This window comes from Acidilutibacter cellobiosedens, assembly GCF_004103715.1.
GTDB classification, from domain to species: domain Bacteria; phylum Bacillota; class Clostridia; order Tissierellales; family Acidilutibacteraceae; genus Acidilutibacter; species Acidilutibacter cellobiosedens.
This window is the reverse complement of record NZ_CP035282.1, coordinates 2,664,142-2,681,601: the sequence shown is the minus strand read 5'-3', so window position 1 is coordinate 2,681,601 and position 17,460 is coordinate 2,664,142. Positions and strand designations below refer to the sequence as shown.

General features: G+C 30.5%; 15 protein-coding genes. All 15 read left to right on the top strand.

Annotation, left to right across the window (positions count from 1 at the left end; genetic code table 11):
* Window positions 1-243: 243 nt before the first annotated feature.
* The 15 genes from EQM13_RS12910 to EQM13_RS12845 all read left to right on the top strand — a co-directional run bounded on the left by EQM13_RS12910 (window position 244) and on the right by EQM13_RS12845 (window position 17,366).
* Window positions 244-1,218, top strand: a complete 975-nt coding sequence (locus EQM13_RS12910) for a PstS family phosphate ABC transporter substrate-binding protein (protein WP_128752921.1) — start codon at window positions 244-246, stop codon at window positions 1,216-1,218.
* Entirely contained in the window at window positions 1,182-1,703 is a 522-nt protein-coding gene (locus EQM13_RS12905; RefSeq protein ID WP_128752920.1) for an RpnC/YadD family protein, read from the top strand. The genes EQM13_RS12910 and EQM13_RS12905 overlap by 37 nt, the downstream gene beginning before the upstream one ends.
* Window positions 1,704-1,884: 181 nt before the next feature.
* Window positions 1,885-2,286 carry an NUDIX hydrolase gene (locus EQM13_RS12900; RefSeq protein WP_206172699.1) on the top strand — a complete coding sequence of 134 codons (402 nt, stop codon included), beginning with the start codon at window positions 1,885-1,887 and terminating at the stop codon, window positions 2,284-2,286.
* Window positions 2,287-2,325: 39 nt separating this feature from the next.
* Window positions 2,326-2,961, top strand: a complete 636-nt coding sequence (locus tag EQM13_RS12895; protein WP_128752918.1) for a flavodoxin family protein — start codon at window positions 2,326-2,328, stop codon at window positions 2,959-2,961.
* 44 nt (window positions 2,962-3,005) lie between these two features.
* Window positions 3,006-3,860 carry an SDR family oxidoreductase gene (locus tag EQM13_RS12890; RefSeq protein WP_128752917.1) on the top strand — a complete coding sequence of 285 codons (855 nt, stop codon included), beginning with the start codon at window positions 3,006-3,008 and terminating at the stop codon, window positions 3,858-3,860.
* Between the two features lie 85 nt (window positions 3,861-3,945).
* On the top strand, window positions 3,946-5,121 hold the full coding sequence (locus EQM13_RS12885; RefSeq protein ID WP_128752916.1) for a M20 metallopeptidase family protein: 1,176 nt from the start codon (window positions 3,946-3,948) through the stop codon (window positions 5,119-5,121).
* A gap of 19 nt (window positions 5,122-5,140) precedes the next feature.
* Window positions 5,141-6,859 carry a phospho-sugar mutase gene (locus tag EQM13_RS12880; protein WP_128752915.1) on the top strand — a complete coding sequence of 573 codons (1,719 nt, stop codon included), beginning with the start codon at window positions 5,141-5,143 and terminating at the stop codon, window positions 6,857-6,859.
* A 554-nt stretch (window positions 6,860-7,413) separates the two neighbouring features.
* The gene (gene istA, locus EQM13_RS12875; protein WP_128751667.1) at window positions 7,414-8,997 is read left to right on the top strand and encodes an IS21 family transposase; all 1,584 of its coding nucleotides are present in this window, start codon (window positions 7,414-7,416) and stop codon (window positions 8,995-8,997) included.
* Between the two features lies 1 nt (window position 8,998).
* Window positions 8,999-9,763 (top strand): IS21-like element helper ATPase IstB, encoded by a 765-nt coding sequence (gene istB, locus EQM13_RS12870; RefSeq protein ID WP_114217624.1) that lies wholly within the window; start codon window positions 8,999-9,001, stop codon window positions 9,761-9,763.
* A gap of 226 nt (window positions 9,764-9,989) precedes the next feature.
* Window positions 9,990-11,264 carry a M16 family metallopeptidase gene (locus tag EQM13_RS12865; protein WP_114218487.1) on the top strand — a complete coding sequence of 425 codons (1,275 nt, stop codon included), beginning with the start codon at window positions 9,990-9,992 and terminating at the stop codon, window positions 11,262-11,264.
* Window positions 11,265-11,289: 25 nt separating this feature from the next.
* Window positions 11,290-11,796 carry a hypothetical protein gene (locus tag EQM13_RS12860; RefSeq protein WP_114218486.1) on the top strand — a complete coding sequence of 169 codons (507 nt, stop codon included), beginning with the start codon at window positions 11,290-11,292 and terminating at the stop codon, window positions 11,794-11,796.
* A gap of 85 nt (window positions 11,797-11,881) precedes the next feature.
* Window positions 11,882-12,052: a hypothetical protein gene (locus EQM13_RS18280; RefSeq protein WP_161567251.1), complete on the top strand. Its 171-nt coding sequence runs from the start codon at window positions 11,882-11,884 to the stop codon at window positions 12,050-12,052.
* A gap of 110 nt (window positions 12,053-12,162) precedes the next feature.
* Window positions 12,163-13,965 (top strand): B12-binding domain-containing radical SAM protein, encoded by a 1,803-nt coding sequence (locus EQM13_RS12855; RefSeq protein ID WP_128752914.1) that lies wholly within the window; start codon window positions 12,163-12,165, stop codon window positions 13,963-13,965.
* 25 nt (window positions 13,966-13,990) lie between these two features.
* Window positions 13,991-15,724, top strand: a complete 1,734-nt coding sequence (locus tag EQM13_RS12850; RefSeq protein ID WP_128752913.1) for an ABC transporter ATP-binding protein — start codon at window positions 13,991-13,993, stop codon at window positions 15,722-15,724.
* Window positions 15,681-17,366, top strand: a complete 1,686-nt coding sequence (locus EQM13_RS12845; RefSeq protein WP_128752912.1) for an ATP-binding cassette domain-containing protein — start codon at window positions 15,681-15,683, stop codon at window positions 17,364-17,366. The genes EQM13_RS12850 and EQM13_RS12845 overlap by 44 nt, the downstream gene beginning before the upstream one ends.
* Window positions 17,367-17,460 lie beyond the last annotated feature (94 nt).

Here is a 17,460-nt window from a genome sequence, read left to right as displayed (position 1 = left end):
TGTCCTTTTTGCGTTTTTTATTTAAAAACGTTGAAAAAGCCGTATATATGCTAATTTTATATACGGCCTTTTTATAACCCATAGGAAAATCAAGATTTCCTTAATATAAATTTTCCGTTAAGTGGGTTTCAAAAAAGGCATCCTTAATTTATAATTTTAATAGAAAACCTTTTTTATAAATATGACATTTAAAAATAGATATGATATTTGTTGAAGTGAAATTATTTATGAGGAGAGGATGTAATGAAAAAGCGGCATGGAATATTTCTATGTATCTTATTTATGCTATCTTTATTGTTAGCTGGCTGTAAGGAAGATGAAGATACCAAATCGATAAAGCCATCAGAAGAAGGTATAGCTGTTAGTAATACAGGTTTAGAGCTTGGACTCACGTCGGAAAATTACCCTTCTATAGATGGTTCAACTTCTACTCTGCCTCTTGTACAGGAAATCTACAAAGCTATGGTTGTACCAACCGGAGAAGGAGAAGAGTGGTTGAATTTACCTCAAACCCCATCGAAAACAGTACCTTCCTATAAAAAATTAATTGCCGGAGAAGTAGATATGATATTTGTTCCTTATGCTTCCCAGGATATTTTAAAAGAAGCGAAAACTCAAGAGGTGAAATTGGAATTTTTTCCCGTATCGACAGAAGCTTTGATTTTCATTACAAGTAATGATAATACAGCACAAAATATCACTGAAGAACAGGTACGCAACATTTATATTGATTATGCAATAGATAACTGGAAAGAAATAGGAGGGCCAGACAAGGAACTGATACCCTTATGCAGGAACGCAGACAGCGGCAGTCAGTCTCAGCTTGACAACCTGATCTTAAAAGGTCAACCTATGAATGAACGGATCAAAGAGAATTTTGTGGAACTTACTATGGATGGTCTGCTGGAACAAGTGGCTTTTTATCATAATGTCTCTGAAAAAGAATGTTTTGGATTGGGCTATACTTTGTATCACTATCTGCAAAATGTAGACGGGATTACCGGCATCGGCGAAAAATTGAGAATCTTAAATTATGAGGGCATTCCCGCTACTTCGGAAACCATTAAAGATGGCAGCTACCCTTTAGTTTCAAATTATTATGCGGTCGTAAGAAAAGATTTGCCTAAAGATCATGCAGCACGTAAAATAATTGAATGGCTGAAAACAGATGACGGGGGAAAATGCATTCGCCGCAGTGGATTATATCCTGTAACTTAAACAAACAGATCGAAGTACTGCTGACTTATTTATATCAATGCCAAAAAATAATTCATCCCGATAAAAAGGATGTTCGTACCGATAAAAGGGTTGTTCATCCCAATTGCCAGGCAGTTTGTTTGAAAGAGTTTATTAAAATGATAAATAATCAAAGAAGTTGCTGTTTTAAGATTTTTGTTATTTCTGAAAAGTCAGCAAAGTTAATCGGAGTTTATGTTGAAATAATATATTACATGGATTGGGTTAAAAGTATTTATCCGGAAGAAAGTGAGGTAGCGATGACTTTAGTCGAAAAGCTCAGGAAAGAAGGAGAAGAAAGAGAACTTTTAAAAGGAATGGAGAAAGGGTTGGAACTGGGAACAAGACAGAGTAAGATAGAAGTAGCAAGAAAATTAGTTAAAATGGATATGAAGTTAGAACAAATAGTATATATAACGGGATTACCATATGAAGAAGTAAAAAAAATAGCAAAGAAAATGGAATAAACATTTTCTTCGATACTAACTTACTATGATAAAAAATGGCATCATGTTACTATGATAAAACATGATGCCATTTTTTATCGCCTTGGGTTTTGCCGATTCAGGTAATGTTATGATTTTTATTTTATGATATAATTAATTGGATAATATTATGGCAAAAAAGAGGGATGAAATTATGCAATGTATGATACATAAATTAAATGAGCTTAAAAGTTATAAATTTGTTGTGATTATATCTCGGTTTAAGGGAAAATGGCTTCTGAGCAGACACAAAGGCAGAAATTCCTGGGAAACTCAAGGAGGACATATAGAAAAAGAGGAAGCGCCCTTAGATGCCGCAAAACGTGAATTATTTGAGGAATCCGGAGCAATTGAATTTTCTATAAAGCCGGTTTTTGATTATTGGGCAGGGGATGAGATATCCGGGGCAAATGGAATGGTTTTCTTTGCCGACATTGTTAAATTAGGTAATATGCCTGAGAGTGAAATGGAGGAAGTAAACTCATTTGATAAACTCCCAAAGGATTTAACTTATCCCGATATAACTCCTAAGCTTTTCGAACATATAGAGAATATGGGAAAATAAAAGATTTAGAAAGTATTTATTAAAGAGGAGGTAAAATAAATGAAAGTTGTGGCTTTTAACGGAAGCCCTAATGAGAAGGGAAATACTTATTATGCAATAAAAATGGTTTTGGAAGAGCTTGAAAAGGAAGGCATAGAAACGGAAATAGTTCATATAGGCGGAAAACCAATCAGAGGATGTATTGGCTGTGAGAAATGCAGAAAAAACAAGGACGAAAAGTGTATTCTTCCTGATGATGGAGTAAATGAATGTATTCAAAAGATGAAAGGAGCAGATGGGATACTTTTAGGTTCTCCCGTTTATTATTCATCAATTGCAGGTACTATGAAATGCTTTTTGGACAGAACTTTTTATGTTGCAGGTGGGAATAACAGGATGTTGAGACATAAGGTCGGAGCATCGGTTGTTGCGGTAAGGCGCTGTGGCGGGATGCCGACCTTTAACCAATTAAATAATTATATTGGATATTCGGAGATGTTAATGCCGGATTCAAATTATTGGAATGTTATTTATGGGGAAGAGCCCGGAGAGGTTTTACGAGATAAAGAGGGTATGCAGATAATGAGAGTTCTCGGGAAAAATATGGCATGGCTTATGAAATTAGTTGAAAACGGAAAGGGAAGAGTTAAGGAACCGGAGGCAGAAGGGAAACTATCTATGAATTTTATTCGTTAGGTAATTTTACCTTTTATTTACTACCCTTTATTGGAGGGATTATTGTGAATAAAAATAAGGTGACAATTATTACTGGAGGAAGCGGAGGCATTGGAAAGGCTGTTGCAATAAAGTTGGCAGAAGAAGGCGGGAAGATAGTCATATTTTCTCGAAATGAAGAAAAAGTAAAAAGAGCAGTTGAGGATATAGTAAGAAAAACGGGCAATAATAGGATAGAATATATATTATGTGATTTGAGCAGTTTTAAAAGTATAAGAAGAGCTGCTAAAGAATTTAAAGAGCGGAATGGGAGGCTGGATGTTCTCATTAATAACGCCGGAATGAATCAGCTGGAACGAAAGATAACAGAAGACGGATATGAGATGCAGTTTCAAGTGAATTATTTAAGTCAATTTCTTCTTACAAATCTTATGCTGGACTTGTTAATTAAAAGTACACCTTCAAGGATAATAAACGTTTCATCGGCTATGCATAAATACGGAAAAATTAATTTTGGTGATATTAACTTTAATAGGGGATATTCCAAATATAAAGCCTATACCCAATCAAAATTAGCAGTTATATTTTTTACCGAAAGCCTTTCAGAAAAGTTGGCCGATAAAGGAGTTTCTGTTAATGCCCTCCACCCCGGACTTGTAAGGACAGAAATAGGAATTAATAGGGAAAATGGTAATGGTAAGTTTATAAGGAGATTGAAAAATCCCTTTGCTATACCGCCGGAAAAAGGTTGTGAGACCTTAGTATATTTAGCATGTTCTCCGGAGGTCGAGAAAATTACGGGGAAATATTTTATAAGAAAGAAAATAAAAAGGACTTCAAATCTCTCCCACGACAAAGAAATAGCCGATAAATTGTGGCAACTTAGCGTTGATGCTACAGGAGCGGATATAATAATATGAGATTTTAAAAACTGCTGTATGAATTTGAAAGGTAAAATATTATAATAATTATTGTGAAAAAAGAATAATTATATGGAGGCATAATATGGATATAAAGAGCAGAGCTATGGATATAAAGGATTGGGTCATAGGTATAAGAAGAGATTTTCATATGCACCCGGAGTTAGGGTTTGAAGAATACAGGACCAGAGATAAAATAATAGAAAATTTAAAAGAAATCGGTATAGAATATAGAATAGTTGCCAACACAGGAGTTGTAGGAATTATAAGAGGAAAGGAAGGAGGAAAAACTGTTGCTTTAAGAGCAGATATGGATGCCCTTCCCATAAAGGAGAAAAATGATGTTTTATACAAATCAAAAGTTGAAGGAAAGATGCATGCTTGCGGCCATGACGCTCATAGTGCCATATTATTGGGAGTGAGCAGAATATTAAACGATATAAAGGATGAACTAAAAGGAAATGTTAAATTATTTTTTCAACCTGCCGAAGAAACGACAGGCGGTGCAAAGCCCATGATAGAACAAGGAGTATTGGAAAACCCAAAGGTAGACGGAATATTTGGACTTCATGTAGATAACGGATTGGATGCGGGACAGATAGGAATAAGATACGGTCAAATGAATGCTGCATCGGATATGATTAAAATAATAATAGAAGGTAAAAACAGCCACGGAGCATATCCTGATTTGGGAGTAGATGCTATAGCTATTGCTGCTTATGTAATAACCGCAATTCAAACTATCATAAGCAGAAATACCGATCCCAGAAATTCAGGAGTAATTTCTCTCGGCGTTATTAATGGAGGATATGCAGGTAATATTATAGCTGATAGAGTTGAAATTGAAGGAATAGTCAGGACATTAGATGAGGAGACGAGAGAAAGGACTATAGAAAGAATTAAAAATATAGTTGAGAAAGTAGCTGAAAGTATGGGAGGAAAAGGAGAAATCAAAAGGAGAAAAAGTTATAATGCTTTGATTAATGATGATAAAATGGTAGATATCATAAAGCAAAGCGGAGAAGGATTTCTTGAAAAGAAAAATGTGATAAAAATAAAATATCCCAGTTTCGGGGTGGAGGATTTTTCATTTTTCTCGGAAAAATGCAGCGGAGGTTTTTTCCTTCTTGGTTCTAAAAATGAAGAAAAAAATATTGTATATAGAAATCATACCCCTAAATTTGATATAGATGAAGATTGTCTTGTTTATGGGGTAATGGTTCAAGTGCAAAATGTTTTAAATTTTTTAAATAGAAATTAAAATAAAGGAGGGCATTATTTTGAATTACATAGATAAGTATAAATCATGGTTAAAAGAAGATTATTTTGATAAAAATACCAAAGAAGAACTTTTATCTATTAAAGATAATGCTAAGGAAATAGAAGATCGGTTTTATACGGATTTAAGTTTTGGAACTGCAGGGCTTAGGGGAAAAATCGGAGCCGGAACAAATAGAATGAATAAATATACCGTATCTTTAGCAACTCAAGGATTAGCGGATACTATAGCTGGTTTTGGGGAAGAAGCAAAAAAAATGGGAGTTGCAATAGCCTATGATATCAGACATTATTCTAAAGATTTTGCAACAGAAGCCTCTTTGGTTTTAGCCGCTAACGGAATCAAAGTATATCTATTTGAGGATATAGCTCCTACGCCGGAACTTTCCTTTGCAATAAGGAGACTTAAGACATTATCCGGAATAGTCATTACGGCAAGTCATAATCCTAAGGATTACAATGGGTACAAGGTATATTGGAAAGAAGGCTCTCAAATACTTGATAATATAGCCGAGAAAATACTAAAAAATATTAAGGCTATAAAAAGTTTTAAAGATATTAAGACTATGAGTAAGGAAGAAGCCCTGGGTAAAGGACTTTTAAATATAATAGGGAAGGAAGTAGAAGATGAATACATAGAAAATGTATTAAGATTGTCTCTTAATGACAATATAGATAAAAATATAAATATTATATATACTCCGTTAAACGGCACCGGCAACAGACCTGTAAGAGAAGTATTAAAAGAGAGAGAATTTAAAAATATATTTGTAGTGCCGGAACAGGAGAATCCTGACCCTGACTTTACTACAGTCGGTTATCCCAATCCTGAGAATCCCAAGGTATTCGATTACGCTCAAAAATTGGGTAAAGAAGTAGACGGAGATATATTAATAGCAACAGATCCTGATTGTGACAGGGTTGCATGCATGGTTAAAAATAAAGAGGGAGAATATGTATTTTTGAACGGAAATCAAACAGGAGCTCTTTTGGTAAACTATATTTTATCATCACGAAGTAGGAAAAATACAATTCCTCAAAATGGAGTGATAGTAAAATCAATAGTTACGGGAGATTTAAGCAGAAGAATTTCAGAGAAGTACAATGTGGAAACCATAGAAACTTTAACGGGGTTTAAACATATATGCAGCAAAGCCAACGAATTTGATATAACTAAGGAACATACTTTTATATTTGGGTTTGAGGAGAGTATAGGATATGTGTATGGAACGATGGTAAGAGATAAAGACGGAGTTATTTCTTCCATGCTTATATCAGAGATGGCCGCTTATTATAAAAAAGAAGGCAAAACCTTGCTGGATGTGTTGGAAGAGTTATATAGGGAATTTGGATATTACAAAGAAAAACTGATATCTATAGTATTGGAAGGATTGGAAGGTAAAGAAAAATTTGAAAGTATAATGAAAGAAATCAGAGAAAATCCCATTACTCAAATCGGAGACAAAAAACTCATTATGACTATGGATTATTTAAATGGAGAGATTAAAGACTTAGAGAAAGGGATTGTAGAGGAAACTCATATGCCAAAATCAAATGTACTTAAATATAAATTTGATGACGGCAGCTGGTATGCGATAAGGCCTTCGGGAACGGAACCCAAAATCAAAATATATATTTATTCTACAGGTAAAAGCGAAAACCATTCGAATGAGAACATATCCCTTATTGAAAGAAAGATTATGGATAGAATTAAAAAATAACCTGAATTATTCATGACGGTAAAAAGATAAAATTTTTACCGTCAAAATTTATTTTAAAAAAATTCGTTTGCTAAATACATTAATATTTTGCTAATTTCATTTTTTTACTCATTCCCAGAAGTAGCAGTTTATCCAAATATTTGTGTTCTAATTTCATGATTTGTTTTGATATGAATTTTGGGGAGCTCCGTGACGATGCCTATCTGAGAGAATTTTTAAAAAGTTATGATAAGTAAAAAAAATTACGGAAATATCTTTACTCGTTATAATTTTTATGATATTATTGATATAATATCATTAGTTAGTTAAATTTGAAGAGTACGTTAGTTTAACGGAAAAGATATCGTGTAAAATATGAGTGTTATTTTTTATTAAATTTTTAAATATAGACATAATTAATAAAATTTAATAAATAAGTCTTAAAACTACAGCGAGATTTGAATATTGTTTATGCTAATCTAAAAATAGGTCAGCTGGCTCATTGAAAATTAGGTCACTTTCTTAAGAAAATATGGTATCCTTTCAGTATAAACTGGGAGGAGGAAGAGAAGGAAGTGATAAAATTGAATCAAAAACAAAAAATCATACTTAAACATATTGACGGTATGAGCAATCGAAGCATTGCCAGTGAGCTTCACATGAGCAAGGATACTGTAAATAAATATGTAAATGAGTATGAAAATCAAAAGCAAGAACTTTTAGCAAAAAATCCTGAAACAGATACAAAAGAATTAATTCAAGCAATTGTTGAAAAACCAAAATACAATTCTGAAAACAGAGGGCCAAACAAGGTAACATCTGAGATGATTGAAGTAATTGAAGAATGCTTAAAGGTTAATGAATGGAAGCGTGCTAACGGTATGTCAAAGCAGCAAATGAGAAAAATTGATATTCATGAATACTTGTTAAAGAAAAATTTTAATATTAGTTATTCATCAGTTAAAAGATTAGTTAAAACAATCGAGGATAGGCATCGTGAAGCTTTCATAAGACAAGAATATGTTCTTGGAGATGTATGTGAATTTGACTGGGGTACGGCAAAATTAGATATAGGGGGAGAAGGATATAAAGCTTATCAAATGGCAGTTTTTACTCCTGCTAAAAGCGGAATCAGATATTCAATGCTTTTTAAATCTCAAGATACTCCAGCATTTCAACAATCACATGCAGAATTTTTCTCATTTTGCAAAGGTAATTTTAGAACAATGGTCTATGATAATATGAGGGTTGCAGTTAAGAAATTTGTTGGATTGTTCGAAAAAGAGCCAACAAAAGCATTGACAGAATTATCAATATACTATGGATTCAACTTTAGGTTCACGAATATTGCAAAAGGCAATGAAAAGGGCCACGTTGAGAGAAGTGTAGAATATGTTAGAAGAAAAGTATTCAGTGAGCCGGGTAATGACAAATTCGACACTCTTGCAGAAGCAAACAAGTTTCTTTTTGAAGAATGTATGAAGCTTAATAATAAAGAAACATCTAACGGATTGGTGCCGATGGAAATCTTTAAAGAAGAGCAAAAACACTTGTTTCCTAACTTACCTAAGTTTGAAAGCAGTATTTATTCAGAAAACCGTGTTGACAAATATTCGACCGTAACGGTAAGTCAAAATCATTATTCTGTGCCGGATACATTAGTTGGTAAAATGGTAAAAGTGAAGATGTTTACAGATAAGATAATTATCTACTACGATAACAGCATTGTAGCTAAACATGACCGCAGTTTTAAACTGCATGACTGGAAAATTGAGATTCATCATTATCTTAGAACTCTACATAAAAAACCAGGTGCCCTCAAAGGAAGCACAGCACTGCTCCAAACGGACACCCAGATCAAATATATCTATGAACAGTATTATACCAAAGATGCCAAGACATTTCTACAAGTTTTAGAAATTATTTATGAAAAAGGAATCCATGCTGTGACAGAAGCTTTAAGGGAACTTGAAAAACTGTCACCAATGGATATGAGTGCTGATAAGGTTAAGGTGATTTGTGAAAGTAGAAAGGAAAAAGAAATTTGCGTTACTGTTCCATTAAATGATCATCTAACTGAAAAATCAAGGAGCACATTATCGATTTATGATAAACTTGCAGCACTCCAATCAAGAAAGCTTAACAAGGAGGCTGTATAGTATGAAGGTTAAATTAAATGAAGAGATTAAAGAATACTGTAATATATTGAAACTTAAAGGAATTAAAACTCACTATGAAGAAGTAATATCTGAAGCGGCTGATTATGAGGATTTTCTTCATAAGCTTTTAACTTATGAGATGGAAGAAAAGGATAAGCGTTCCATTGAATGTCGTATTCGAAATGCACATTTGCCTTACAGGCAATATATTGAAGATATTGAAATTGACTGTCTCCCAGTAGATATGCAGAAAAGACTTCCTGAGTTAGCAACACTTGATTTTATCGAAAAAGGCAAAAATATCATAATGACCGGTAACCCGGGAACCGGAAAAACTATGGTTAGTATTGCTTTAGCATTAAAGGCTTGCATGGCAGGTTATAAGGTTCTGTTCACGACAATTCCACTACTGGTTACTACATTGAAGGAAAGCAATAGCGCTAAGACCTTGAGATATTTTGAGAATAGATTTGAAAAATATGACCTTGTAGTGGCAGATGAACTTGGGTACACCTCGTTTGACCGGGAAGGGACAGATCTGCTGTTTAATAATCTTTCTTTAAGGGCAGCAAGGAAATCAACAATAATTACTTCTAACCTTTCATTTGAGCGTTGGATTGAGGTTTTCGGTGATCCGACAGTTACAAGTGCGATGATAGATAGACTTACTTACAAGGCAATTCTTGTCGACATGGAGGGTGATTCTTATCGGCTAAGAGAAACATTAAGAGAAAATGGTGCATCTATTAAATCTTTAACAGCTTAAAGTATTTGTGCCTTTGTACACAAATTTTAGAGGCACATTTATTTACAAGAAAGTGACCTAAAATTAAATGGTCTTTTGACCTAATTTTCGGTTGACAAATACAAATATAGTAACTTAATATTAATTATACAGTAAAATTAATATAGTATTTATAAGTGTGAACGAGTATATATAATATTTATTCATAAATATATATATAGATAATGGTTTAGGGAGGTGATAATATATGAATGAGGTTTTGAACTTCTATCTTGAAAACGGACTACAAGTACTTTTACATAAAATTCCTAATATAAAAATGATAGCTACTGGAATATGGATAAAACAAGGCAGCAAGAATGAAAACGATGAAATGAATGGAATTTCTCACTATACAGAACATATGGCATTTAATAGAAATAATAGTAATAACAAGGATATTGAGAGAAATTTCCAAAGTTTAAATGATTTTGGAGTTACTTATAATGCCACTACAACAAAGGAGTATACATACTATCATTTTAAAGGTTTAAAAGAGAGCCTTGATATTTGCTTAAAAACTATTAAATCTATTGTTGTTAATAATACTAAATTTGATAAGGAAATATTTCTTAATGAAAGAAAAGTAATTCTTCAAGAAGCTAGGTCATATTATGCATCTTTTAATCAAATTGTTGAATGTATTAATCAAGCAATTTATGGCAACTATTCAGTTGGAAGAAATATTTTAGGGTCTTTAGATAATATTAGCAATATAAAACTTGAAGATGTTGAAAAAATAGTTTCGAATACATACACACCAGAAAATGCTGTTCTAATTTTGATAGGGGATATTGATTATGATAAAAGTATAAAATTAATCGAGGATATATTTGAAGATTGGGAAGACACTCCAACGTTTAAGATTAATGAAAATATTATCGATACACCTGGCATTTATTACAAAAAAACTCCCAATACTTCCAACAGCGTTCTCTCGTTAGGTTTTAAAGTTAAGAATGGTAATATAGAAGATATTTTAATATCTGAAATGTTAATTAAAATTCTTGCAGATCCTATAATGAGCCAACGAATTACTCAAAAGATTCGACAAGAAAAGGGTATTGCGTACAATGTTGGAGGTTTTGTTACTGAATATGAAGATTTTTCAACCCTTGCAATCTCTGTGGTTTGTAAACATGAAGATGTTGAAGAAGCAACTGGTATTATTGTTGAAGAAATTAATCATTTGTTAGGAGAAGGTATTAATGATGAAGAATTTAATAGAGCCAAAATGTCTCTTATTACTGAAAAAAATCTCGATTTTAATGACCTAAGTAAAAAGTTGATATATTTTGGGAAATATGCTTCATATAATCAGCTGTATTTTTTAGAGAATACTATAAGGAAGATTAAGAAAATACAGTTGGATGATGTGGTTAAGAAAAGTAAAAATATTTTAAGGTATAATAATCTTGGACTAGCTATAATAGGTGATACTAATATGGATATAGTTATAGAAAATTTAGAAAAGATTAGTTAAATATAATTACTATAGGAGGGTAATTATGAGTATAGCTAATAAATCGTTACCAAATATAAATATTGTTGATAAGAACGTATTCAATGTTATACTTTCTATTTTTAATGATTACAAAAGCATAAATTCTATATGTAATGAAACAAATATCTCCAAATTCAAAGTTCAACAAATATTGAATTCACTTGATGAAAACGGTCTCATAATTGTTGAATCTGATATTGACTCAAATAATATGATAAAGAAAACGTATAAATTACAAGAGAATTTAGACTTCATTGATAATGGAAAGTTTAGCGATACTATTGAAATGATAAAATATTTTTCTGATGTTATTAAAGAATTAATAAATAATATATATTCGGATGAATTTGGGACTGCACATAATATAATTATTAAATGTAATAAAGACACAGTATATAGCTTTCTTGAAGAATATAATAAGCTATTGAAGAAATTTGAGAGTATAGAAGATTCAAACTCAGAAGACTCATATGCTTTTGTATCTGCAATTGGGAAATTTAAAAAAATTTAAACCGTTTTGAAACTTTGATACAAACTTTAACGGTGTTAGTTATGTTAATAATGGTCTCTGATATAATAGCAGAGGAGGTGAAAATATGACTAAAAAGAGGAAAGATGTATTTATAAAAGAAAATGATCTTAATGTTAGCAATGGTAAAATAATTATTGATAATGAAGAATTAGCAAATGCCATTGAATCTGAGGAATTTTTAATTGATGGAGAAGAAACTAAAGACGGTATCAAGATTAGTATTGAAATAACGTAGTTTTTTCAATAGTATCTAACGTCTAAATTTTAGTATATGTAAATTTATGTAGATAAATATGATCCTTTATACAGAGACCGTTATTTTTTTAAGGGGGTAAAGGGATTCAGATGGATATGTTGTTAGTTAATAATTTAAATATTGGGAACGCCGATTACCGCGAATTTCCGAATATTGGCTTACTAAATTTAGCAAGCATTTTATACAGAAACGATATTGCAGTGGATATATATGATTTTTCTTATGAAAAGTACGTTAATAACAAGAAGTTTTCAAATGTACATGATGAAATCCTTGAACAAATAGTTGATGATATCATTGATATAAGCCCAACAGTTTTAGGTTTTACGGCTATGAATGATAACTACCCCTTTGTTATTGATTTATCTAATAGAATTAAAGATAGAATTAAAAATGACAAATTAGATGATATTTATATTATTTTAGGAGGGCCACAAGCCTCATTATCTGCTGAAGATACCATGAAAAGTTTTTTATGTATTGATATGATAATGATTGGAGAAGGAGAAGGAAATATTTTAGCTGTTGTGAAATCAATTTTGAATAATTCATTAGATGAATTGAAGTCTGTTCCTAATTTAGCATATAGAAATAAAGGTAAAATTTTATTTACCGATAGAGATACATCTATGGTAGATGTTAATTCAATTCAACTTATTGAACCCATATTTTTAGATAAATTTATTGTCAAGGAGAAAATAGTGTCTTATCCAATAGATGTGGGGAGAGGCTGTCCTTTTTCCTGTAGTTTTTGTTGCACTAGCAAGTTTTGGAATCGCAAATTTAGATTAAAAACTAATAATAACATAATTAAAGAAATATTATATATTAAAAATAATTATAATATTAATACGTTCACATTCGAACATGATTTATTTACTGTTAATAGGGATTTAGTGATTGATTTTTGTAAAAAACTAAAGGAAAGTAATATTGATATTGAATGGAGTTGTTCTGCAAGAATAGATACTATCGATGAAGAACTAATTGATATAATGCTTGATGTTGGTTGCAAGGCTATTTATATTGGTATTGAAACGGGTTCTCAACGTATGCAGAAAATAATTAATAAAAACATCAATATAAATGATGCATTAACAAAAATCAAGATGTTAAGTACAAAAGATGTTAAGATAACTATGTCCTTCATGTACGGTTTTAAAGAAGAGACACTCGAAGACCTACATCTTACACTGTATTTTATTAATGAGATGATAAAATTAAAAATTAGTAATATACAGTTGCATAGATTTACACCTTTTCCAAGTACTACAGAATTAGATTTGGTTATAAATGATTTATACTTTGATAAAAATAGAATTAATGGTTTTTTTTATGATAAAAAATTTATAAAAAAATATGAATCTCTTATTTCCAATAATATTAATTGTTTTACAAATTTTTGTGAATTTAATACTCCGGTTAGAGAAAATACTGATTATCTCTCTGAGTTTGTATATTCATTAGTATTTTTATATAGGTTTTTTAACTACGTTTATTATTATTTAATAAGAGAATTTGAAAACAAATACATTTATGATATTTATGATTATTATAAAAGTGATTTAATTAATATTATTAATAATGTTGATATTGACTCGACATATAAAAATTTAAAAGATGAATTTTTTCAAGTAGTTCTTAAATTTATTGAAATTATTTCTTATTCTTTGGCAAGTCATACAAATAACAAAAATATTATATTTATGTTTCATCTAGGTAAGGAAGCATTTATGCTGAATTTTGATAAGTATAAAACTCAAGTTATAGTTGAATATCCAGTTGATGTTATTTCGCTACAAAATACAAAAACTAAGTCTGTTGAGTATAAAACTACAAAAGTATGTATTAGTAAAAAGCCAAACAATAAAGTCAGTGTAAAAAAGATATAATAAATATTTTATTAAGGGGGTTCCAATGATTAATTATTTAAGAAAAAACAAATTACTTCTATTTATCTATGGGATATTTTCCCTTGTGACCTATGCTTTTCTAACTTTAATATTTACTTCATATTCTTGGATAACAGATATTGCATTAAATAATGATCTTGCTCAAGGAAAAGTTGTTACCATTCAAGTTATGTTAATGCTTTTAGGGATGTTAATTTTTGTAATCATTATGTTTTTTATTGAAAGATATATTCTTTATAGAGTTTCAAAATCCTTAAGGGGAGATATGGTAAACAAATTACTTGATTTAAACTATAATAGTTTCTATGAGAAGGATAATGTATACTATTCTTCCATGATTGTAAATGATGTTGATATTCTAGAAAATGAATACTATATGAGTTTAGTCGATATCATTGGAGAAGTAATTCAAATTTTGGTTATGATATTTTTTATTGCAAAAATTGATTTAAAGTATGTATTTATTATTTTGCTATTGACCATACCTTCTCTAATACAACCTTCTTTACTTAAGAAAAAAATTGGTATAGCTGGGCTTAATAGTTCAAAGGCAATGACTCGATACAATGATAAAACTAATGAATATATCTATGGTATGGAAGAAATCACAACAAGCAATAAACATACTATATTTCAAGAAAAATTTAAAGATGATGTTTTTAAATTGGAGGATACCAGATATAATGAAAAATTCCTAGGTGCAATAAACTTTGTTTTGGCAGCTGTTGTAATTTATTTTTTAAAAGTTGGAGCTTTGATAGTCTTTGTAAATGATGTTGTAGCTAAATTAATAGAAGTTTCTGCAGCTACAGCCTTGTTTGGATATGCAAATAATATAGGTAACCCTGTATCATCCATACTGGACTATTATGAAAAAATCAATGCAAGTAAAAATGTTAAAGAAAAAGTAGATACTTTTTTAAATGAGGGAAATGATTTTGAAGATTCATTAGACGATATTGATGATATTGAAAGAATAGATGTTAAAAATCTAAGTTTTTCCTATAATGATACACAAGTTTTAAAAAATATTAATTTTACATTTAATAAAGGATATAAATATGCAATTTTTGGTGGCAGCGGCAGCGGTAAGAGTACATTGATAAAACTTATTATGGGTTTTTATAAAACTTATGACGGTCAGATATTTTTTAATGATATGGAGCTGAAAACAATTAAAAACAGCTCACTTTGGAAACAAATGGCATATATTCAACAGAAAGTGTTCATAATGAGTGGAACCTTAAAGGATAATATAACTTTATTCTCAAATAAATATACAGATGATGAGATAAATAAAGCCGTTAAATTTTCAGGACTTGATGGATTAATAAAAAGCCTACCTAATGGTATCGATACATATATAGAGGAAGGCGGAAAGAATTTTTCAGGAGGAGAAAAGCAGAGAATTTCATTGGCTAGGGCGTTACTATCAGATAAATCTATTTTCTTATTAGATGAAAGCTTTTCTGCACTTGATAATAAAAATTCTATGGAAATTGAAAAGAATATTTTGGACATTGATAAGACTATAATAATGATTAGCCATAGACCTAACGATAATCTATATAAATATGATGATATTATAGTTTTTAAAGATGGAGAAATAGCGGAACACGGTTTATATGATGAATTGCTTAAGAAAGACACATATTTTTACAATCTAATCCAAGATAGCAAGGGAGGGGAAAACGATGAAGAAAAGAAACAATGTAGTTCTGAAAGCACTTTTTCATAGTCCCTTAAAGATACTTGGACTTACGATATTATACATATTTACGGCAATTTTTGTAAACATTTTAAGCAAGGATTTAGGAACTGCATTTGATATTGGAATCAGCGGATCAACTAATGATTTTAAAGATTATGCTATTAAAATAACTCTAACTCTTGCACTTTTATTGGCATTTCAATTTTTAGCCAATGTATTTGAGCAAAAATATTATTTTGAAACTTTAAAGAGAACTAGGCTTGGTATCTTTAATGAAATAGGTAAGAAACCATTATATAAATTTATTGAAAAGGATTGTGGAGAATATAGCTCTTCACTTATTAATGATGTAAAATTATTAGAAGAACAATTTTTTAACCCCGTAAGGCTTACCTATAATCATGTGATTAAGCTGATAATAGCTATAGTGTTTGTAATACAAATTAATGTGGGAATCACTATATTTATAATTATTGCTAGTTTCATCCCTGTATTAATACCAAACCTTTTTACAAAAAAGCTATCAGAAAAATTTTCAAACTATAGTGTCGGTATATCTAATTACACTATGAATCTAAATGAACTATTAGAAGGTTATGATGTAATAAAAACTTATAATGCAGAGGATTCTATAAAGTTTAGACATAATGAAATCAATGAAGCAGCTTTGACTACAAAAAGAAATGCATATAATTTTTTGGGGATTGTATCCAATATTGCAGCCATAACTTCGATTTTTGTAATGATGGGAGCATTATTAATCGGCATGTTTTTATCTATTCACGGTATTCTAACAGTAGGTGAAGTTTTTGCTATAACTTTTATATCCAGTAATATTACAGCTCCTCTCAGTACAATTAGTAGCAATTTTTCAAATATTAAAGGCAGTAAAAAAATCATTCAAAAATTCAATAACGAAGAATATAAGAAAGATGAATTAGTAGAACTGAACAATATTAATAAAGGTATAGAATTTAAAAATTACTTTTTAACTATCAATAAACCAATTTTAAAAAATGTTAACTATACTTTTGAAATTGGTAAAAAATATGCTATAGTAGGTGGGAGCGGGAGCGGTAAAAGCTCGTTAGTGAAGAGTATATTGGGATATTATTACGACTATTCCGGGGATATCTTTGTAGATGGGTTAGAATTGAGAACTATAAATATAAATAGTGTATATGACAATATTTCATATGTTCCACAAAGTGTATCCTTTTTCCAAGGAACAATTAGAGATAATTTAAGTTATTTTAAATCAAATACAAAATTGAAACTAACAGAAGTATTAGAATTTGCAAATATATACAAGAAAATACAGAGCCTACCTAATAAATTAGATACTGAAATAGATAGAACTGTTTCAGAACTTTCTGGGGGTGAAAAACAAAGGATTGGTATTGCCAGATCCGTAGTAGAGGGTAAACAAATTTTTATTTTAGATGAAGCCACATCTGCGTTAGATGGTAAAAATTATAATATAGTTGAAAATAATATTTTAGAAAAAGATATAACATTAATTACAGTTACCCATAGACTAGATAAAAATATTTTAGAAAAATATGATGATATTATTGTTTTAGAAAATGGAGAAATAGTTGAAAATGGAAGATTTGAAGATCTCATAGATAAGAAAAGCCATTTTTATCAATTATATTTTGGAAACTGATGTGTTTAAATAATGGGAAATATTCTTGTTCAGCAGAGCCGCCAGTGCGGTACGGTGAGAGCCACCTATATTATGATGGATAATTCAAAAAATA